The organism is Oceanimonas doudoroffii (assembly GCF_002242685.1).
GTDB classification, from domain to species: Bacteria; Pseudomonadota; Gammaproteobacteria; order Enterobacterales; family Aeromonadaceae; genus Oceanimonas; species Oceanimonas doudoroffii.
Genome location: NZ_NBIM01000006.1, coordinates 86,987 through 106,539, shown reverse-complemented (window position 1 = coordinate 106,539; position 19,553 = coordinate 86,987). Strand labels below are relative to the sequence as shown.

Sequence of the window (19,553 nt, the reverse complement as noted above, 5' to 3'; positions counted from 1 at the left end):
TTTCTTCTTACCCTGGCCGGCGATCCATGCCGGCCAAGGAGCACGGAATGTCTGATAAATCCAAGGAAACCGTCGAAGACGACACCGCCAGTTACCACTCCGGCCTGCCCGGCGTACTGGGCTGGGTCGACGAAGGAATAGCCCGCCTTGAGGCGGTGCTGCTGGCCGCCGGCGTGCTGCTGATGGCGGTCAATACCTGCGCCAATGTTATTGCCCGCTTTGTGTTTGGAGAGGGTTTTTTCTTCTCCGGCGAAATCAACCGTATCCTGATCATCCTCATCACCTTTGCCGGCCTGGGCTACGCCGCCCGCCACGGCCGTCACATTCGCATGTCGGCGCTATACGACTCACTTTCGGTCGGGCCACGCAAGGTGCTGATGGTGCTGATCGCACTGTTCACCTCGATAGTGATGTTTTTCCTCTGTTACCACGCCTACGGCTACATCGAAACCCTGTACAGCCGCGGCCGCATTCTGCCGGCGCTGGGGTTCGAAATCTGGTGGATTTACCTGTGGGCGCCGGTGGGCTTTGCCATTACCGGTATTCAGTATTTTCTGACCGCCGTCAAAAACATCACCAGTCGCGGCGTGTATCTCTCAACCGGTGTGCCGGACGGCTACGACGACACCGAAACCGAAGTGTAAAGGGCTGATTCCATGGCAACACTGTTAATGTCGATCATGATTGGCCTGCTGCTGCTGGGCTTTCCCATGATGATTCCGCTGATCACCGCCGCCGTGGTTGGCTTTGTAATGATGTTCGACGGCTTTGGCCAGATGGGCACCTTTATTCAGCAGATGATGGGCGGCATTCGCCCGGCCTCGCTGATTGCCGTGCCCATGTTTATTCTCGCCGCCGACATCATGACCCGGGGCCACTCCGCCGACCGGCTGATCAACATGGTGATGGCCTTTATCGGCCACATCAAGGGCGGGCTGGCCATCAGCACCGCCACCTCCTGCACCCTGTTTGGCGCCGTGTCCGGCTCCACCCAGGCCACCGTGGTGGCGGTGGGTTCGCCACTGCGGCCCAAGATGCTCAGGGCCGGTTATTCCGATCCCTTTACCCTGGCGCTGATCATCAACGCCAGTGACATCGCCTTTTTAATCCCCCCCAGCATCGGCATGATTATCTACGGGGTGATCTCGGAAACCTCCATCGCCGAGCTGTTTATTGCCGGCATCGGCCCGGGACTGCTGATCCTGTTTATGTTCTCGCTCTACTGCCTGTATTACGCCCACAAGAACGAGGTGCCTACCGAGCCCAGGGCCAGCTGGCGTGAACGCGGCCGGGCGGTGCGCATGGCGCTGTGGCCGCTGTTCTTTCCGGTGATCATTGTGGGCGGCATTTACGGCGGCATTTTCAGCCCTACCGAGGCCGCCGCGGTGTGTGTGCTCTACGCCTTTTTGCTGGAGTTCGTGGTGTTCCGCTCGCTGAAACTGCCCGACATCTACCGCATTGCCAAGTCCACGGGTCTGATCACCGCCGTGGTGTTTATTCTGGTGGCGGTGGGCAACGGCTTTTCCTGGATACTGTCGTTTGCCCAGGTGCCCCAGACCATTCTGGAATCGGTGGGCGTGAACGAAGCCGGCCCGGTGGGCGTGCTGATCGCCATTTGCGTGGCCTTCTTTATCGCCTGCATGTTTGTGGATCCCATCGTGGTGATCCTGGTGCTCACCCCCATTTTTGCCCCGGCCATTCAGTCCACCGGGCTGGATCCGGTACTGGTGGGGGTGCTGATTACCCTGCAGGTGGCCATTGGCTCGGCCACGCCCCCCTTTGGCTGTGACATTTTCACCGCCATCGCCATTTTCAAGCGGCCCTATATGGAAGTGATCCGCGGCACGCCCCCCTTTATCTTTATGCTGGTGGTGGCCGCCGGGCTGATTATCGCCTTTCCCGACATCGCGCTGTACTTTCGGGATCTGGCCTTTGCGGACTGACTCCCGTTTGCCGCACACAGAAAGGAGGCTATGTGTTTCAACGAATCGTGGTGGCCGTGGACGGCTCCGACACCGCGCTCAGGGCGGTAGACAAGGCGGTGCAGCTGCAACGGCTGCTGCCCGAGGCCGAGATATTGCTGATTTGTGTGTACAAGCATCACAGCCTGTTTGAGGCCAGCCTGTCCATCGGTCGTCCGGTGGAGATGGACATTCCCGACAAGGTGCTGTCGGAGTACGCCCGTGAAGTGGTCAACTTCGCCAAGACTCACGCCCGGGAACGGGGTGCCACTCATCTGCGTGGTTTTGTGCGCGGCGGCCGCCCTTCAAAAATCATCGTGAAGTTTGCTCGGGAAAAGGAGGCGGACCTGATTGTGGTGGGCACCCGCGGCACCCATAGCGACAAAGAAGGCATGCTGCTTGGCAGCGTCTCTCACCGGGTCACCAGCGCCGCCAAATGCCCGGTACTGGTTGTGTAACCGGACAGCTATGCTCCGGCGGCCAAGCCGCCGGAGCATGGACTCAGAGAACCGCCGCCACTTCTTCCGCCTGCAGGCGCACGCTTTGCAGGCCACCGCCGGAAAGGTACCAGAGGGCGGGGCTCAGGTAGCCCAGGCGAATGTCCTGACCACCGGCCGCGTCCAGGGCCTGACGCAGGTTGGCCTGCTCCAGCGGCTCACCGCCAATGGCGGCGCTGCGATCCACCACCAGCACGGCGGCGGGTTGCATTTGGGCCATCAGGGCCGGCGTGAGCGGAGTAAAGCTGCGGGCACCATGAGTGACACTGTCCACGCCGTCCGGCAGTTCGGGTGCCTTCAGCTTCAGCAACTGCTCGACCACGGCCTCATGGCGCAGGGAAAACTTGCCCTCGTTATGGGTCACCACCAGTACTTCAGGGTCGCCGTTAATGCCGGCCCTGAGTTCGGCCAGCCGCCGCTCCAGCTGGCCCAGGGCCCGTTCGCCCCCGTCGGCGGCACCCAGCTCGCCGGCCAGGCTACGCACCCTGGCGCTGAAGGCTGACCAGTAGTCGTCTCCCTGCAGGGTCACATCGCGCACCGGAGCCACCGTTTCCAGCTGTTCTCTACTGCCACCCTGCCGGCCTGTGATCAGGATCAGGGACGGTTCGGCCGCTTTGAGGGCATCAATATCAGGCTCTTTCAGACTACCCGCATCGTTGAAGGCGGCACCGGTGTAGGCCGACAGGTAGGCGGGCATGGCCTGTTTGGGCACGGCCACCACCTGCTTGCCAAGGCCGAGGGCGTCGAGCGTATCCAGGCTGCCGTGGTCAAAGCTAACGATACGGGCCGGTGCGGCGGCCATGGCCAGCTGGCTGGCCAGCACCAGGCCGGCGGCCGACAAGACGGTTGCCAATTTCATCAGAATCTCCTTTGCGCGCTGTTTGTTATCAATAATAATTCTCATTATTGCATGATTAACAGGCTCCGTTTGCGCCTGAATGTGGCACTGTTCGTTGCAAAAACAGCAACGGCGAAACCGAGTACCCATACGGGCAATAAAAAAGGCCGGTGAGTTTGCACTCACCGGCCTTTTCCGTTCAGGAGGTTATTTAGCCTCGTTGCTCGTCGGCAATGCAGGCCGCGGCGGTAAACAGCACGTCGGTGGAGCTGTTCAGGCCGGTTTCGGCAGAGTCCTGCAGCACGCCAATAATAAAGCCCACGGCCACTACCTGCATGGCCACCTCATTGGGAATGCCAAACAGGCTGCAGGCCAGGGGGATCAGCAGCAGCGAGCCACCGGCCACGCCCGAGGCGCCACAGGCCGACACCGCCGCCACCACGCTCAGCAACAGGGCGGTCATGATGTCCACCTCAATGCCCAGGGTATTGACCGCCGCCAGGGTCAGCACGGTAATGGTGATGGCGGCCCCACCCATGTTGATGGTGGCGCCCAGGGGAATGGACACCGAGTAGGTGTCTTCGTGCAGCTTGAGCTTTTTGCACAGCTCCATGTTCACCGGAATATTGGCGGCGGAGCTGCGGGTGAAGAAGGCGGTCACGCCACTTTCACGCAGGCACTGCAGCACCAGCGGATAGGGGTTACGTCCAATCTTCAGGTACACCAGCAGCGGGTTCACCACCAAGGCAATGATCATCATGGCGCCAAGCAGCACCGCGAGCAGCTGGGCATAACCCCAGAGCGCGTCAAAACCGGTGCTGGCGATGGTATTGGCCACCAGGCCAAAAATGCCCACCGGTGCCAGGCGAATAACAAACTTGACGATGGCCGACACGCCCATCGACAGGTCGCCCAGCAGGGTCTTGGTGCTGTCGCCGGCATGGTGAAATGCCAGTCCCAGGCCCACGGCCCAGGCCAGCACGCCGATAAAGTTGCCGGTCAGCAGGGCATTTACCGGATTGTCGACAATGTTGAACACCAGGGTCTGCAGCACTTCGCCAATGCCTTCGGGGGGCGACGCTTCGCCGCCATGGCTCACCAGCACCAGCTCGGTGGGAAAGGCAAAGCTCAGCAGCACGGCGGTGAGTGCGGCGGCAAAGGTGCCCAGCAGGTAGAGATAGAGAATGGGCCGAATGCTGGTCTGCTCGCCTTTCTTGTGATTGGCGATGGAGGACATCACCAGCACGAACACCAGCACCGGGGCCACGGCCTTGAGCGCGCCCACAAACAGGCTGCCCAACAGGCCGGCCGACTCGGCCGCAGAGGGAGCCAGCACCGCCAGCAGGGCACCGGCCACAATACCGATCAAAATTCGAGTTACCAGGCTGCCGCCATAGACCATGCGCAGCATCAGAGGTTGGGTTTGGTTCATAGTCATCCTTTGTGGCCTGAGAGCCATCTTATATCCTAAAAACCACGCAACTCTATAGCATGACCGCTCACAAACAAACCAAAAATGCAATATTTTGCAATACATGACACAGTTGTAGCGCCTGCTGCCCGGCTTTATCAACACCCCCATCGAATCGATTTTCTTCGCTTGAATCCCTCATGCCCCATAGGCGACCCCTTGGGACCGCGCGGCACAAATAAGTGCCAGACAATTATCGCTCGGGGTCACCGGGCAGCAGCCAGCGGGCCAGCCTGGGTTTGAAATGGCCGAAGTCCGGCGTGGTTAACTCCGGATCCTTGCCCTGATCATCCAGCCGGCGCACGCGAATGGCCATGTCCAGGTAAGGACTGGCTTCCATTTGCTCCACCTCTGCCGCCGACATGTTGCCGCCCTGCAGGATCAACGAGTCCAGGGATGCCTGTGACAACTGTGCTCGATAGTCCGGGTCCACCGTGACCAAATATCGCTTGGCAGCCACATGCAGGCGAATGGGCTCGATGATCTCGGCGGGAAAAAACGGGGCCAGCCAGGCCGAGGCCGACTCCTGATGACGATTGTCCGTTCCCGACATCAGCACTTCCGGCGGCAGCTTGTTGGCATAGTGGCCCACATCATGGAGCAGGGCCGCCAGCACCACGGCCTCACTCTCTCCCTGCCGCTCGCCCAGCCAGGCCGCCTGCAACATATGCTGGGCCATGGTCACTTCTTCGCCCAGGTAGGAGTCGGCGCCATGGAGCGTGAAGATAGCTTCGATCATGTCGAGAATATTCTCCCGGGTCGGGGCCTGGTTCAGCATGATTGGGCTCCTGACTGATACAGGGAGGAGTAGAGCCCGTCCAGATCGCTGTAGGCGCCCTGCAGATGACGGCGACCGCCATCGGTAAAGGCGGTGCGGGCATGCATCACTCGCGTGTTGTCAAACACCAGGCAGTCGCCGGGCTCCAGGCGAAAGGTGAGCGCCAGCTCCGGGTCAGACAGGACTTCCGCCCAGAGCCGATAGGCCTGGTAGAAGGCCCGCTGCTCATCAAACGGCAACATAAAGGGAGCAATGGAGCGGTTGTTGTAACGCACCTTGAGCACATTGCCGGCCTGGTCGGTTTCGATAAAAGGCACTCGGCTGCGCAGATCGGCCTGGCCATCGCTGAACCGATAGGGCAGTCGAACCTGAGTCAGCAACTCAAATGCCTCGGGGTACTCTTGCCGCAACATGGCAGCCGCCTGAAAGCCGTCGACCAGCAGATTCTCGCCGCCGTCCACCTCATTGGCCAGGCAATGCAGCAGCTGTATGCCGGGCACCGGATCCCGGTAGGGGTTGTCGGTATGCGGGCCCAGTCCCAGGTTGCTGAATGCCAGGTTGCTGGGTGAGACCACGGTCTGCACGTCAAACAGGCGGCCATAATTGGTTTCCCGCACAAAGCCAAAGGTCTCGATGACCTTTAATACCTGTCCCGGCTCACAGGGCACGCCCCGCAGCAGCACCAGTCCGCTGTCGGCCACGGCGGCCAGCGCCCTTCGGCGCGCGTCATCCTGACTCTGATAGGCCTGCCAGTCGACGGTGGGCACTTGAAAGTCCTCCCCTCGCCACAGGGTTTTTCCAGACCAGCCTCTGTCGTCCTGCTGGCTCACCAGGCCGTCCTGGTGCAGTCGTGCCAGCGAATAATGCAGCCGGCGGTCATTGCTCAGCCGAATCACCAGTTCGTCGTCCTGCCGCTCCACCGACTGGATGGTGGCCTGCCAGTCCAGATCCAGCACCGAGATCAGCCGCTGGCCATTGGCATGCCGTCCGGCAGGATCATGATCCTGCAGCCACAAAACATCGAGCCGGGTCACCCGGCCGTCATGCCAGTTCAGGGTCAGGCTGTTCTGCTCAAATTCGAAGTCGTTCAACATATGGTCGCTCCCTTTGGTTTGTCGCTACTCTAGCGACGCGGCAGCGTCGGCAACATCGATCATTTCTGTGGCTTGGCCTTAGAAATGCTGAAGCCCATGTCATCAAAACGTCACTCATTCCGGGTACTAGGGAGTAGCCCCGAGCACGCCCATTTGGCCGTGCCTTGTCCGTAACAACTGATTCAGGTCTGAAAGGTGATGCAATACAAAACCAACCGTTTACCTCCCCTCAATGCCCTGCTGGCCTTTGAGACTGCCGCCCGCTATCAAAGCCTGACCCGGGCCGCCGAAGAACTGTGCGTAACCCAGGGCGCCATCAGCCAGCGGGTAAAACAGCTTGAAGACTTTCTGAATGTCAGGCTGTTCATTCGCAAGGGCAGCCGCATCGAACTCACCGACGAGGCCCGGTCCTATCTGCCGCTGTTAAGCTGGCTGTTTGAATCCCTGAAGAAGGGCACGGACGATCTGTTTCACGGCGAGCAACAAACCCAGCTGACCTTGCGGGTGGCCCACAGCTTTGCCGAGCACTGGCTGATCCCTCGGCTGGCCCGTTTTCGCGAGGCTTACCCGGGCATACTGCTGAGGCTGCTGGCCACCAACCATGCCATACCGGACGAACCGGGCGAGGTGGATGCGGAAATCATCAATGGTTACGGCAACTGGCCGGATCGGGACGCCGAGCAACTGACCAACGACGACTGGGTAGTAGTGGCCAGTCCGTCACTGCTGGTGCACTACCCCGCCGATGCCCCGCTGCATTTGTTGTCTTCCTACCCCAAGCTGGGATGCTACGGCTACCGTGAAGGGTGGCGGGACTGGTTTCGGCAGCAGGATCCTCAGCAGGGCTATACCATGCCGCCGATGGAATTTAGCACCTCCAGCCTGGCCATTGCCGCCGCCCTTCAGGGGCTGGGCCTGCTGCTGGTGCGCTACCCACTGGTCAGGCAGTTGCTGGCCCGCCGCGAACTGATCCAGGCCCATGCCTACCGCATGCCGAGCCAGAGCAACCACTTTCTGCTGATTCCGCCCCACAAGCGGGAGCTGGAAAAAATTCGAGTGTTCAGACACTGGCTGCTGCAGGAGCTGGAGCAGGAAAATGCCGCCAGGTAGGAAATCGTTCGAGTCTTGCCCCGGTTTTGCTAAGGCTCTCCCTTAGCAACCCTGCCTGCAAACTCGAAAAAAGGGCGTACCTGCATCAAAAAACCGTCACGGCCCCCGGTTAATCTCACTGGCAATCCCCATACCGTTAGTGAGACGTCGATATGAACTGGAAGCACAGCCTGGCCGGATTACTCCTTATCTCCGGCACCACCCTGGCTCAGGCCGAAACCCTGAAGACCCCCTACTGGCTGGAATATAACGGCAAGGAATCCCTCGACCCCATCTCTACCACCCGCTATTACGATGCCGTGCAGGTGCTGTACAACCGGCTGGTGCGCCAGGGCGAACAGGGCGAGCCGGTCGCCTCCCTGGCCAGCGGCTGGAGTGCCAATGACAGCGCCGACCAGTGGACCTTTACCCTGCGCCCAAATGTCAAATTCCACAATGGCAACATCATGACCGCGGAAGACGTGGTCTACAGCTTCAACCGCATTCTGGATCCCCAGCGTGACGCACCGGCCCGCGCGGCCCTGTCGATCATCAAGCAGGTCACCGGCACCGAAGACGGCAAGGTGATTTTTACCCTGAACCAGGCCCATGCCGACCTGCCCATCCTGCTGATGGATTACCGCGCCAAGATAGTGCCGGTAGGCTTTGATGAGGATCCGGCCCTGATGGGCGTGGGTACCGGTCCTTTCAAGCTGACCAAATTCCAGCCCAAAGGCACCACCTCCTTTGATGCCTTTGCCGACTACTGGGAAGGCAAACCCAGGCTGGATGGCATGGAGCTTATCGCCATTGCGGATGAAAACGCCCGTACTCAGGCGTTGCTGGCGGGCCAGGTCGACTGGGCCGGCTGGAACGGCGTTAACGGCCAGCAGCTGCGCATGTTTGAGGGCAACAAGCACTTTCATTACGACGCCATTCCCACCGGTGACTGGCGCGGCATTGTATTTCGCAACGACGACCCGGCCCTGCAGGATCCCAGGGTCAGAAAGGCACTGCGCCTGGTGGTAGATCGCCAGGAAATGATTCAGCTGCTGTTTGGCAAGGGGGGCGCCACCGTGGCCTGCGACAACCCGGTATGGGCCGGAGATCAGTACCGACTGGAACAAACCTGTGAGCAGGACATCGACGGAGCCAGGGCACTGCTGAACGAAGCCGGCTACCCAAATGGCCTGACCCTGGATCTCTATACCAGCACCGTTGACGGTTACTTTCGACCGATGTCGGAAATTTATCAGCGTCAGGCAGCCCAGGCCGGCATCACCATCAATATTCACACCGTGCCCGCCTCCGATTACTGGAACACCATCTGGATGAAAAAGCCCGCGTTCAATACCGCCTGGGGCCAGCGTCCTGCCGATCAGGTGCTGAGTGAAATTTTTGGCAGTACGGCCCCATGGAATGAATCCGGCTTTAACAATCCGGCCTTCGATCAACTGCTGACTCAGGCCCGGCAGGAGCTGGACAAGGACAAGCGCGCCCGCCTCTATCAGGAGGCCCAGACCATGCTGACCGAGCAAAGCGGAACCCTGATCCCCTTCCACCTGAACAACAACCGGGTGATGCGGGCCAATGTATCAATTCCCGCCGTTGAGCACTTCGCCATTCGCTGGCACCTGGTGGACAAGTCCTGAGCCCTGCGCTTTCCCCCATGCGCCCGAGTGGGCGCATGGCCATTTCGGAGATAACCATGTCCGGTAAATTGATTGTTGTTCTGCTGGATGGTGTCGGTGCCAGCCTGTTCGCCCACTATCGCCATCGCCTGCCCCACCTGCATCACCTGGCCCAGGAGGGCTGCCTGGTGCAACGGCTGGGGGCCGATGCCAACGCCAACTCCATGCCCGCCCGGGCCGGCATGCTGACCGGGGTGAACGCCTCCCGGCATGGCATTTACGCCAACAACCTGTGGAATGGCCAGCACTTTCCACCGGCCTGCGCCGAAGACCTGTGTGCACCCACCCTGGCCGAACTGGCCCGGCGGCAGGGTAAAACCGTCGCCTCCGTCGGCTTTGGCATGGTCGGTGCCGATGATTGCGACTGGTATCTGTCTCCCTGGTGGGAGGATGGCTGCCGGCGGGCCAAGGCGCTGGAGCGGCCCGACATGCATGCTCTGAGCGGTGCTGCGGAATCCCTGACCCGGGTCGCCGCCAATGATCACCGGCTGCTGCAGCAGGCCTGGCAACTGCTTGAACGGCACCAGCCCGACCTGCTGTTACTGGAACTGAACAGCCCGGACTACTGCCAGCACATTTTGGGTGACGACCGGGAGCTGGTGGCCTGGTCGCTGGAGCTGGTCGATGCCCAGCTTGGCAGCCTGCTGACCCGGTTGCGTGAAAGCGGACTGGCCGACCAGTACCGCCTGGCCATCGTCAGTGACCACGGCCATGCCCCGGTGCAAACGGCGCTGGTGATAGAGCACATTATTCCGGGCGCCAATGCCCATTGTGACGGGGGCCTGCTGTTTGTCGCCTACCGCAGTGCCGCCGAGCTGGATGACATCGGCAGCAAACTGCTCGCCCATGGCGTGACGCGGCTGGATGGCTCGCAATACCTGCCGGCAGCCCACACCGGCCAGCTGGCCGTATTTGTTGCCCCGGCCCACACCAGTTTTGAGCCCGCCGCCAAACACACGGGGAATGCCGCCGTGGCCAGGCCGAAATACGTGTCCACGCACGGCATGGGCCCGAACCATGCCGAAGACGAGCGCATCGCTATCTTTGCCGGGCCCGGAGTACCGGCCCGGCACATTCCCTGGGCGGATTCGCTGAGCGTGACGCCGACCCTGGCCCGGCTGCTGGGCATCACTTATCAATTCGCAGAGAACACCCATGTTGATGCTGTGCTTTAAACGGCTGCTTTACGCCGTGTTCACCCTGGCATTTGTCGCCTGCCTGGTTTTTACGGTCACCGAGGCACTGCCGGGGGATTTCTGCACCGGCTACCTCGGTCGCAGCGCCACCGACAACAACCTGGCCCTGTGCCGGGACAATTTCGGCCTGAGCCAGCCGATGCAGGAGCGCTTCCTGTCCTGGAGCAGCCACCTGGCCGAGGGCAACTTCGGGCTTTCCCTCTCCAGTGGCCGGCCAGTCAACGATGAACTGCTGCCCCGCCTCGCCAACACCGCCCTGCTGGGCGGACTGGCGGCCGTGCTGGCGATTCCGCTGGCCCTGCTGCTGGGCATGGTCACCGCCATCTATCGGGACTCCTGGCTGGATAACCTGGTGTCCGGCACCACCCTGCTGGCCATGACCATTCCCGAATTTATCACCGCCACCCTGCTGACCCTGGTATTTGCCGTCTGGCTGCCCTGGTTTCCGGCCATCACCCTGGCGGATGCCCATGCCGGGCTGGATGTACTTCTGCCCAATGCCTGGCTGCCGGCCCTGACCCTGGTGCTGATCAGCACCGCGCACATGATGCGCATGATGCGCAGCAGCACCATAGACGTGCTGTCGGCAGGCTTTGTCAGGATGGCCCGTATTCGGCGCATTCCCACCGCCAGCCTGCTGCTGCGCCATGTGCTGCCGGCCGCCGTATTGCCGACCATCACCCTGTCGGCCATGACGGTCGCCTGGCTGCTGGGCGGAGTGGTGATCATCGAGCAGGTCTTCAACTACCCGGGCATTGGCACCCTGATGATCTCCGCCGTTTACGACCGGGATATTCCCGTGGTGCAGGCCTGTGCCCTGACCCTTTCGGCCATTTATATCGCCTGTAACCTGCTCGCCGATCTCGGTGTTGCACTGCTCAATCCAAAGCTGAGATAACCATGTCATTCGCCCAACGCTTGTCCGGCAGGCCGACCTGCCCTGCCATTCTGTCCCGCCTGCTTAATACTCGAGCGGGCCAAATCGGCCTGTTACTGCTGACCCTGCACCTGCTGGTGATGCTGTTTGCGCCCTGGCTTGTCCCTTATGATTTTGCGGCCGCCGACAGCCTGGCCACGCTGCAGGCGCCCAGTACCGAGCACTGGTTCGGCACCGATCAAATGGGCCGGGATGTATTAAGCCGCACCCTGATGGGCGGGCGCGAGGCCATGATCACCACCTTTCCCGCCGCCCTGTTGGCCGTCGCCTGGGGCTCGCTGGCCGGCCTGTTTATCGCCCTGCGTGGTGGCCGGCTGGAGGATCTGACCCTGCGCCTGGTCGATGCGCTGCTGTCCATTCCCTGGCTGCTGTTCATGCTGCTGATCATCAGCCTGGCCGGCCCCGGCCCCCTGGTGTTTATCATCACCCTGGGTTTTTTCTATGGCATTGCCGTGATTCGCGTGGTGCTGACCGCCGCCAGGGAGGTGCTGTGCCGTGACTTCGTCACCGCCGCGCGCCTGCGGGGCGACGGTGACTTCACCCTGCTCAGGCGCGAAGTCATTCCCAATGTCATGGACGTGATCCTGGTGGAAATCGCCATGCGCTGGTCCTGGATGCTGCTGGCCTTCAGCTCTCTTTCCTTTCTCGGCTTTGGCGTCTCCCCGCCGACACCGGACTGGGGCCTGATGATTGCCGACTCCCGCGGCTTTATGTCCATTGCCCCCTGGGCGGTGCTGGCGCCCATTATCGCGCTCAGCAGCCTGATCATCGCCATCAACCTGACCTCAGACGCCCTGGCCAAGACCCTGGGTATTGATAAGTCTTCCGCTGTTCATTAAGGAGCCATCATGCCCAATACGTTACTGACCATCAAGGATCTGCAGCTCGGTTACCAGGATCGGCAAGGCGATTATCGCGCCGTCCTGCGCGGCGTCAGCCTGACGCTGGCACCGCGGGAAATTCTCGGCGTTGTCGGCGAGTCCGGCTGTGGCAAGAGCACCCTGGCCATGGCCATGCTGGGCCTGCTGCGCGGCGGCAGCCAGGTCACCGCCGGTGAAGTCAGGGTGAACGGGGCCCCGCTCACCCTTAATGAGCATCGCCCGGACACGCTGATTCACCGACACGGTATCTGCCTTATTCCCCAGCAGGCGGGGCAGGCCCTCACGCCTCACCTGACCATTGGCAGCCAACTGCAGGAAATGCTGCGCCTGCACCAGGGTTCCGGGGACCACAAGGACGGCGCCATTGCCCTGCTGGAACAGGTGCGGCTGCCCGCGCCGGCCAGCCTGCTAAACCGCTACCCGCACCAGCTCTCGGGCGGACAGCAGCAACGGGTAGTGATCGCCATGGCCCTGGCGGCCAAGCCCCGGCTGCTGCTGATGGACGAGCCCACCACCGGGCTCGATGCCACCACCCAGGTGCATGTGCTGCATTTGCTGCGGCAACTGCGTAACGAACTGAACACCAGCATCGTCTTTATCAGCCATGATCTGGGCGCCGTCTCCAGCCTCTGCGATCGCGTCGCCGTCATGTATGCCGGCCACCTGGTTGAAATCGCCGACAAGGATGCCCTGATCGCCCACCCTCGCCACCCCTACACTCACGCCCTGCTCGCCGCCTCTCCCGGATATCGGAACCAGGGACTGCCTCCCGAACTGCCCGGTGCCCCGCCCGCCGTCGGCAGCCGGTTCGAAGGCTGCCCCTTTGCCGGACGCTGCGCGAGCGTTCAGCCCAAGTGCCGGCAACACATGCCCTCGCTGTCGGCACGGGAGGGGGTGGCCTGCCATTTTCCCCATCAGGTCACGACGGATCTGCCGGCCACCGGGCACACACCGCCGAGGCCGGACTTGAGCCAGGACACGCCCCTGTTGCAGGTCAGTGAGCTGGCCATTCGTTACCAGCGTCCCGGCTGGCTCGACAAGTGGCGGCGGCACACCGTCATCAATACCGTGGACGATGTCAGCTTCAGCCTGAGCCGGGGACAAACCCTGGCCCTGATTGGCGAGTCCGGCAGTGGCAAGTCTTCCATCCTGAAGGCCATCGCCGGCATCAATCCAATTCAGGCCGGGCAAAGCCTGCTCAACGGCGACGTGCTTGGCGCAGGAATAGAGACCCGAACCCGAGCGCAAAAGCGCAATATTCAGCTGATTTTCCAGCACCCGGATGCCGCCCTGAATCCACGGCTGACCCTGTTTCAAAGCCTGGCCCCGGTGCTGCAGACCTGGTTTGGCCTGCAGGGGGACGAATGCCGAAGGCAGGCGGGCCGGCTGCTGCAGGAGGTCAAACTCAACCCCGACTACCTCGACAGGCTGCCGGGGCAGCTGTCGGGCGGAGAGCTGCAGCGCGCCGCCATCGCCCGGGCCCTGGCGGCCAGGCCCGGGCTGCTGCTGTGCGACGAAGTCACCTCGGCACTGGATGTGTCGGTACAGGCGGCCATTCTGCGGCTGCTGGCCCGGCTGCAGCGGGACAGAAATATCGGCATTCTGTTTATCACCCATGATCTCAGCCTGGTCAGGCATTTTGCCGACAAGGTCGCCGTGCTGTACAAGGGCAGGCTGATGCAGCTTTGCAGCACTCGGCAACTGCAATCGGGCCCGCTGCACCCCTATACTCGCCTGCTGCTGAATGCCACCCTGACCCCGGGCACGCCGCTGCCGGCCGCCGACGCGGACGTCGCCCAGGAGCCGGGCCTGCCGGCGCGAGGGTGCGCCTTTCAGGGCCGTTGCCCCCATGCCAGGCCGGGCATCTGTGATCAACGATTGCCACCGATTCAATCCGGCGAAAATGGCTGGCTGCGCTGTCACCTGCCACCGGAAACACTGGCAGCGGAGGCTCCGATGACCCAAGAAGTTTTGCCTGAGCCCGTGACCTTGGGCTTCCCTGAGCGGAAATCGGCGCCATTGAATGTCGTTTGACTCCTTTCTTGCCGGGCCTGCTAGGATAGAGACACGCCGTTTTCGCCGCCATGAAAGGACTCTTGATGCGCCCGTTTCTTTGCCTACTGCTGTTGTGTGTTGTGCCGTCCGTGGCGGCTCAGCTTTCGCCCTCAAAGCAAGTGCCCGCTTCGCTGCAACCCTGGGTAGAGTGGGCATTGCACGGCGAAACCCAAGCCCGCTGCCCGCTGCTGTACCGGCAGCACACCGAGCGCCGCTGTGCCTGGCCGGGACGGCTGGTGCTCGCACTCACCAATGACGGTGGTCGCTTTGAGCAGGGCTGGCAGCTGGATGACGCCGCCAGCATTCCCCTGCCCGGCGACCGCGAGCACTGGCCCCAGGGCGTGACGGTTAACGGCGAGCCCGCCGCCCTGACCGAGCACAAGGGCAGGCCGGCGCTTTTTCTGCCTGCCGGTGAGCACCGAGTGGCAGGCCACTGGCAATGGGCCCGGCTGCCGGTCAGCCTGCAACTGGACGCCGGCACCGGCCTGCTGGCACTCAGCCTGAATGGCCGGGACATTGCCGCCCCCGAGCTGGATCAACGGGGCCGGCTGTGGCCGGCGCGGCGCGATCTGGCCCAAACGCCCGCGGCCAATACCCTGGATATCAACGTATACCGCCATATCGACGACGACATTCCCCTGCGGGTAAATACTCGCATTGAGCTTAGCGTGGCCGGGGAGCCCAGGGAGTTACTGCTGGGCCCGGCACTGCTTGAGCACCATATACCGCTGACGCTGAACAGCCCCTTGCCCGCCCGGCTGGAGCCGGATGGTCGCCTGCGCATACAGGCACGGCCGGGCCGCTGGCAACTGCAACTGGCCAGCCGGCATCCCGGCGAGGTCGGTGCCCTGACATTGCCGGTCATTCCCGCCCCCTGGCCCGAGGAGGAAGTCTGGGCGGTACAGGCCTACCCGACATTACGACTGGCTGAGATCACCGGCCCCCCGGCAAGGGATGCCAGCCAGAGCGGCCTGCCGCCCGAATGGCAGTCACTGCCCGCCTTTCGCATGATACCGGGCAGCACCATGAATTTTCGCGTGCTGCGCCGGGGCAACCCTGAATCCGAACCTGCCCAGCTGGCCCTGCGTCGGGAGCTGTGGCTGGACTTTGACGGTGGCGGCTACACCCTGCAGGACGAATTCACCGGTACCCTTGGCCACCACGCCCGGCTGAGCACGCCCCTTGCCCTGGGGCGAGTGTCGGTCAATGGCGAGCCCCGACTGGTGACCGAGCTTGAGCAGGGCCAGCCCGGTGTTGAACTGCGCCCGGGAACACTGAGCCTGATGGCCGACAGCCGACTCGGCCATCACACCGGCACGTTGCCGGCAGTAGGCTGGGATCTCACGGTGCAACGCTTGAGCAGCCGGCTGCACCTGCCGCCGGGCTGGAGTCTGCTGGCGGCCTTTGGCATGGACAACACACCCCATACCTGGCTGCAACGCTGGACCCTGCTGGACTTGTTTCTGGTGCTGATCGCCGCCGTCGCGGCATTTCGGCTGTGGGGCTGGCACTGGGGCCTGCTCACCCTGCTGACCCTGGGGCTTATCTGGCATCAACCTTCGGGGCTGGGACCACCGCGCTGGGTCTGGCTACATCTGCTGGCGGCCTGCGCCCTGCTCAAGGTGCTGCCGGTGGGCAGGCTGCGCCACTGGGTGGCAGGCTACCGGTTGCTGGCATTGTCAGTGCTTACCCTTATTGCCGTTCCCTTTATGGTGGACGAGCTGCGCACCGCCCTCTATCCGCAGCTGGCACGGCCGGGTGCGGTGGCGCCCGCCGCCGTGGCCGGCAGTCCGCGCCAGGCCAAAACCGAGGCGGAAGCAGTGGCCGATGAGATGATGTCGTTAGCGGATGCTCCCGTTCGCGAGCCCCTTCCCCGGCTGGATCCGAATGCCCTGGTGCAGACCGGCCCGGGGCTGCCGGACTGGCAGTGGCGCAGCGTGGAGTTCGACTGGAACGGCTCGGTCACGCCTCAGCAACAACTGCGGCTGGTGCTGTTGTCGCCCACGATCAACACCCTGCTCAACCTGTTGCGAGTGGCATTACTGTGCCTGTTGGTGCTGCGCATGGCGGGCGTGAGTGTCGGCCGCGGCAAGGGCCTGTATTGGCAACAAAAACTGTGGAGCTGGCTGCCCGCCCTGCTGGTGCTGCCGCTGTTGGCGCTGCCCCAGCAGGCCAGGGCGGAATTTCCCCCTGCCGAGCTGCTGGCGGAGCTTAAAACCCGCCTGCTGGCCCCTCCCGAATGCCTTCCCCAGTGTGCACTCACTAGCGAGATGACGCTTACCGCCACACCACAGTGGCTGACCCTGGCCCTTGAGATTCACACTCAGACCGGCATGGCCATCCCCCTGCCGGCGCAACGGGATTCGTGGCAGCCACAGCGAGTACGACTGAACGACAGGCCCGCGCGCGGTTTGTGGCGCAACGCCGAAGGTGTATTGCATCTGCCACTGCCGGCGGGCATTCACCACATCGAGCTGAGCGGTCCGCTGCCGCCCCAGAGCCGGCTGCAGTTGCCCCTGCCATTACCCCCCAAGCGGGTGAGTGCTCGGCTGGACGGCTGGCGGTTACAGGGCCTCAACGACAATGGTGTGCCCGAGGGCCGGCTGCAGCTCACTCGCCTTGACGCCGATGGCCGACCGGATAACACAGGGTTAAAACCCGGGGCGCTGCCCGCCTTTGCCCAACTGAGCCGCACCCTGCAATTGGGGCTGGACTGGCGGGTAGACTACCAACTGGTTCGCCAGAACGGGCTGGAGCAGGCCCTGCGCCTGGACATACCACTGCTGCCCGGTGAGTCGGTGCTTACCGACGGCATCAGGGTGGTAGACGGCAAGGCACAGATCAGCCTGGCCGCCGGCCAGCGCCAGCTGAGCTGGCAGTCGGCGCTGGATCGCGCAGGCACCCTCACCCTTGAGGCACCAGCCACTCAAGGCTGGACCGAAACCTGGCGGCTGAATGCCAGCCCCATCTGGCATATCAGCAGTCGAGGGCTGGCTTCGGTGCATCCTCGGGGCAGCCCCCTGCCCGAGTGGCGGCCCTGGCCCAGCGAGCGGCTTACCCTGGCCATTACCCGACCCGCCGCCGTGCCCGGCCAGACCCTTACCCTGGACGCCAGCACCCTTCGAGTACAGCCCGGCAAACACGCCACCGATGCTCACCTTGAGCTTATTCTGCGCAGCAGCCAGGGAGGACTGCATACCCTGCAATTGCCCGAAGGCGCCGAGCTGCAGTCGGTCGCCATTAATGGCCGTAACCTGCCGCTGCGCCTGAGTGAGCGCACGCTTACCCTGCCGGTATCACCGGGCACGCAAAACGTACGTGTGCATTGGCGGCAAGCGCCGGGCATCGGCACCTTGTTTACCACGCCACAGGGGCAGCTCAATGTCGACAGCGTCAATCACCGCCTTGAACTGACCCTGGGCCAGGATCGCTGGGTGCTGTTTGCCGGCGGCCCCCGGCTGGGGCCGGCGGTGCTGTTCTGGAGCCTGGTGGCCATTACCCTGTTGCTGGCGGCGGGGCTGGCCCGGCTGCCGCTCACGCCGCTGCGCTTTCATCACTGGCTGCTGCTGGGCCTCGGGCTGACTCAGATTCCGCTGTGGATGGCCGCCACCGTGGTGCTCTGGCTTGTGGCCCTGGGGCTGCGCCAGCGCTGGCAACACCAGCAGGCCGGCGCCTGGTTCAATCTGGCACAAATAGGCCTGGTACTGTTGACTCTGGTGGCGCTGGGCTATCTGTTCACCGCCATTCAGCAAGGGCTGCTGGGCCTGCCTGACATGCAGATTGCCGGCAACGGCTCTTATGGCAATCACCTGAGCTGGTATCAGGATCGCAGCGGCGGCAGCCTGCCTACCGGCTGGGTGCTGTCGGTGCCGCTGCTGGTCTACCGGCTGCTGATGCTGGGGTGGGCGCTGTGGCTGGCCTTTGCCTTGCTGGGCTGGCTGCGCTGGGGATGGCAGGGCTTTACCCGCGGTGGCCTGTGGCGACCGCTACAGTTAATGAAAGCCAGACAAGCCGACAAGGAGCCCGGTAAAACACCAAAAGCACCTGAATAGGGTTCAGATGAGATATGCCATGGGGTACCCTTAAACTAGGTACCCCCGAATTTTGCCGAACGAGGATTCGCTCCATGAAAACGCTGCTGGCTTCGGCCATGTTTACCCTGTCTGCCGCCCTTGCCCTGCCGGCCATGGCGGCAGATCCCATTGTGGTCTCTTCCAAAATTGACACCGAAGGCGGCCTGCTCGGCAACCTGATTTACCAGGCCCTGAACAACGCCGGGCTGGAAGTGGAAAACCGCAGCCAGCTGGGTGGCACCCCCATAGTGCGCAAGGCCATTATCGCCGGTGAAATCGACATCTATCCGGAATACACCGGCAACGCCGCCTTTTTTCACCAACAAGAAGACAGCGACGCCTGGAAACGTTTTGACGATGGCTACGCCCTCGCCAAACAGCTGGATTTTGACGCCCACCAGTTGGTGTGGCTGGCCCCGGCCAACGCCAACAACACCTGGGCCATTGCCGTGCGCCAGGAAATCGCCGATGCCAACGCCCTGGTCACCATGTCTGACTTTGGCCGCTATGTCAGCGAAGGCGGCGAGCTCAAGCTGGCGGCATCCGCCGAGTTTGTGTCGAGCCCCGCCGTGCTGCCCGCCTTTCAGCAGACCTATGGCTTTGCGCTGAGCGACAGCCAGTTGCTGGTGCTCTCCGGTGGCAACACCGCCGCCACCATCAAGGCCGCCGCCCTGCAAACCGACGACACCAACGCCGCCATGGTCTATGGCACCGACGGCGCCATCGCTTCCGTGGGGTTGGTGGTGATGGACGACGACAAGGGGGTGCAGCCGGTATACGCCCCCGCCCCCATCGTGCGGGCGAGCATACTTGAGGCACACCCGGAAATCGCCGGCATTCTCGAGCCGGTGTTTCAGTCTTTGGATATAAAAACCCTGCAACAGCTCAACAGCCGCATCGCCATCGGCGGTGAAAGCGCCGAGGCGGTGGCCGCCGACTACCTGGCCGGACTGACCCAGGACTGAGGGAGTATCATGGGAATGAGCATTCAG

General features: G+C 62.7%; 15 protein-coding genes. 11 read left to right on the top strand and 4 right to left on the bottom strand.

Annotation, left to right across the window (positions count from 1 at the left end; all coding sequences use genetic code 11):
* The first annotated feature begins 47 nt into the window (after nt 1-47).
* Genes B6S08_RS14800 through B6S08_RS14790 form a run of 3 tightly spaced genes read left to right on the top strand, consistent with a single transcriptional unit; the run spans nt 48 to nt 2,419 of the window.
* Entirely contained in the window at nt 48-644 is a 597-nt protein-coding gene (locus B6S08_RS14800) for a TRAP transporter small permease (protein ID WP_094201581.1), read from the top strand.
* 12 nt (nt 645-656) lie between these two features.
* Nucleotides 657-1,943: a TRAP transporter large permease gene (locus B6S08_RS14795; protein WP_094201580.1), complete on the top strand. Its 1,287-nt coding sequence runs from the start codon at nt 657-659 to the stop codon at nt 1,941-1,943.
* Between the two features lie 32 nt (nt 1,944-1,975).
* Nucleotides 1,976-2,419: a universal stress protein gene (locus tag B6S08_RS14790; protein WP_094201579.1), complete on the top strand. Its 444-nt coding sequence runs from the start codon at nt 1,976-1,978 to the stop codon at nt 2,417-2,419.
* Between the two features lie 43 nt (nt 2,420-2,462).
* Here B6S08_RS14790 and B6S08_RS14785 read toward each other — a convergent pair whose 3' ends face one another.
* From B6S08_RS14785 to B6S08_RS14770, 4 genes are all read right to left on the bottom strand, one after another.
* On the bottom strand, nt 2,463-3,317 hold the full coding sequence (locus B6S08_RS14785; RefSeq protein WP_094201578.1) for an ABC transporter substrate-binding protein: 855 nt from the start codon (nt 3,315-3,317) through the stop codon (nt 2,463-2,465).
* A 190-nt stretch (nt 3,318-3,507) separates the two neighbouring features.
* The gene (gene sstT / locus B6S08_RS14780) at nt 3,508-4,728 is read right to left on the bottom strand and encodes a serine/threonine transporter SstT (RefSeq protein WP_094201577.1); all 1,221 of its coding nucleotides are present in this window, start codon (nt 4,726-4,728) and stop codon (nt 3,508-3,510) included.
* 232 nt (nt 4,729-4,960) lie between these two features.
* A complete protein-coding gene (locus B6S08_RS14775; protein ID WP_094201576.1) occupies nt 4,961-5,545 on the bottom strand; it encodes an HD domain-containing protein in 585 nt (194 codons plus the stop codon).
* Entirely contained in the window at nt 5,539-6,639 is a 1,101-nt protein-coding gene (locus B6S08_RS14770; protein ID WP_094201575.1) for a TauD/TfdA family dioxygenase, read from the bottom strand. Before B6S08_RS14770 ends, B6S08_RS14775 begins: the two co-directional genes overlap by 7 nt.
* 198 nt (nt 6,640-6,837) lie before the next feature.
* On the opposite strand from B6S08_RS14770, the gene B6S08_RS14765 reads away from it, so the two are divergent.
* The 8 genes from B6S08_RS14765 to osmF all read left to right on the top strand — a co-directional run bounded on the left by B6S08_RS14765 (nt 6,838) and on the right by osmF (nt 19,526).
* A complete protein-coding gene (locus B6S08_RS14765) occupies nt 6,838-7,749 on the top strand; it encodes a LysR substrate-binding domain-containing protein (RefSeq protein ID WP_094201574.1) in 912 nt (303 codons plus the stop codon).
* A 152-nt stretch (nt 7,750-7,901) separates the two neighbouring features.
* Nucleotides 7,902-9,380 (top strand): ABC transporter substrate-binding protein, encoded by a 1,479-nt coding sequence (locus B6S08_RS14760; RefSeq protein ID WP_094201573.1) that lies wholly within the window; start codon nt 7,902-7,904, stop codon nt 9,378-9,380.
* 56 nt (nt 9,381-9,436) lie between these two features.
* Complete coding sequence (locus B6S08_RS14755) at nt 9,437-10,594, top strand: alkaline phosphatase family protein (protein ID WP_169716415.1); 1,158 nt, start codon at nt 9,437-9,439, stop codon at nt 10,592-10,594.
* Nucleotides 10,575-11,513, top strand: coding sequence for an ABC transporter permease (locus tag B6S08_RS14750; protein WP_094201571.1), 939 nt, complete (start codon nt 10,575-10,577; stop codon nt 11,511-11,513). Before B6S08_RS14755 ends, B6S08_RS14750 begins: the two co-directional genes overlap by 20 nt.
* A gap of 2 nt (nt 11,514-11,515) precedes the next feature.
* Nucleotides 11,516-12,391: an ABC transporter permease gene (locus tag B6S08_RS14745; protein ID WP_094201570.1), complete on the top strand. Its 876-nt coding sequence runs from the start codon at nt 11,516-11,518 to the stop codon at nt 12,389-12,391.
* A gap of 9 nt (nt 12,392-12,400) precedes the next feature.
* Complete coding sequence (locus tag B6S08_RS14740; RefSeq protein WP_094201569.1) at nt 12,401-14,467, top strand: ABC transporter ATP-binding protein; 2,067 nt, start codon at nt 12,401-12,403, stop codon at nt 14,465-14,467.
* A 65-nt stretch (nt 14,468-14,532) separates the two neighbouring features.
* Entirely contained in the window at nt 14,533-18,540 is a 4,008-nt protein-coding gene (locus tag B6S08_RS14735; protein WP_094201568.1) for a patatin-like phospholipase domain-containing protein, read from the top strand.
* 74 nt (nt 18,541-18,614) lie between these two features.
* Nucleotides 18,615-19,526 carry a glycine betaine ABC transporter substrate-binding protein OsmF gene (gene osmF / locus B6S08_RS14730; RefSeq protein WP_094201567.1) on the top strand — a complete coding sequence of 304 codons (912 nt, stop codon included), beginning with the start codon at nt 18,615-18,617 and terminating at the stop codon, nt 19,524-19,526.
* Nucleotides 19,527-19,553: the final 27 nt, after the last annotated feature.

Coding starts and splice junctions, on each gene's coding strand:
- B6S08_RS14800 (WP_094201581.1), top strand. CDS start 48: ATGTCTGATAAATCCAAGGAAACCGTCGAAGACGACACCGCCAGTTAC.
- B6S08_RS14795 (WP_094201580.1), top strand. CDS start 657: ATGGCAACACTGTTAATGTCGATCATGATTGGCCTGCTGCTGCTGGGC.
- B6S08_RS14785 (WP_094201578.1), bottom strand. CDS start 3,317: ATGAAATTGGCAACCGTCTTGTCGGCCGCCGGCCTGGTGCTGGCCAGC.
- sstT (WP_094201577.1), bottom strand. CDS start 4,728: ATGAACCAAACCCAACCTCTGATGCTGCGCATGGTCTATGGCGGCAGC.
- B6S08_RS14775 (WP_094201576.1), bottom strand. CDS start 5,545: ATGCTGAACCAGGCCCCGACCCGGGAGAATATTCTCGACATGATCGAA.
- B6S08_RS14770 (WP_094201575.1), bottom strand. CDS start 6,639: ATGTTGAACGACTTCGAATTTGAGCAGAACAGCCTGACCCTGAACTGG.
- B6S08_RS14765 (WP_094201574.1), top strand. CDS start 6,838: ATGCAATACAAAACCAACCGTTTACCTCCCCTCAATGCCCTGCTGGCC.
- B6S08_RS14760 (WP_094201573.1), top strand. CDS start 7,902: ATGAACTGGAAGCACAGCCTGGCCGGATTACTCCTTATCTCCGGCACC.
- B6S08_RS14755 (WP_169716415.1), top strand. CDS start 9,437: ATGTCCGGTAAATTGATTGTTGTTCTGCTGGATGGTGTCGGTGCCAGC.
- B6S08_RS14750 (WP_094201571.1), top strand. CDS start 10,575: ATGTTGATGCTGTGCTTTAAACGGCTGCTTTACGCCGTGTTCACCCTG.
- B6S08_RS14745 (WP_094201570.1), top strand. CDS start 11,516: ATGTCATTCGCCCAACGCTTGTCCGGCAGGCCGACCTGCCCTGCCATT.
- B6S08_RS14740 (WP_094201569.1), top strand. CDS start 12,401: ATGCCCAATACGTTACTGACCATCAAGGATCTGCAGCTCGGTTACCAG.
- B6S08_RS14735 (WP_094201568.1), top strand. CDS start 14,533: ATGCGCCCGTTTCTTTGCCTACTGCTGTTGTGTGTTGTGCCGTCCGTG.
- osmF (WP_094201567.1), top strand. CDS start 18,615: ATGAAAACGCTGCTGGCTTCGGCCATGTTTACCCTGTCTGCCGCCCTT.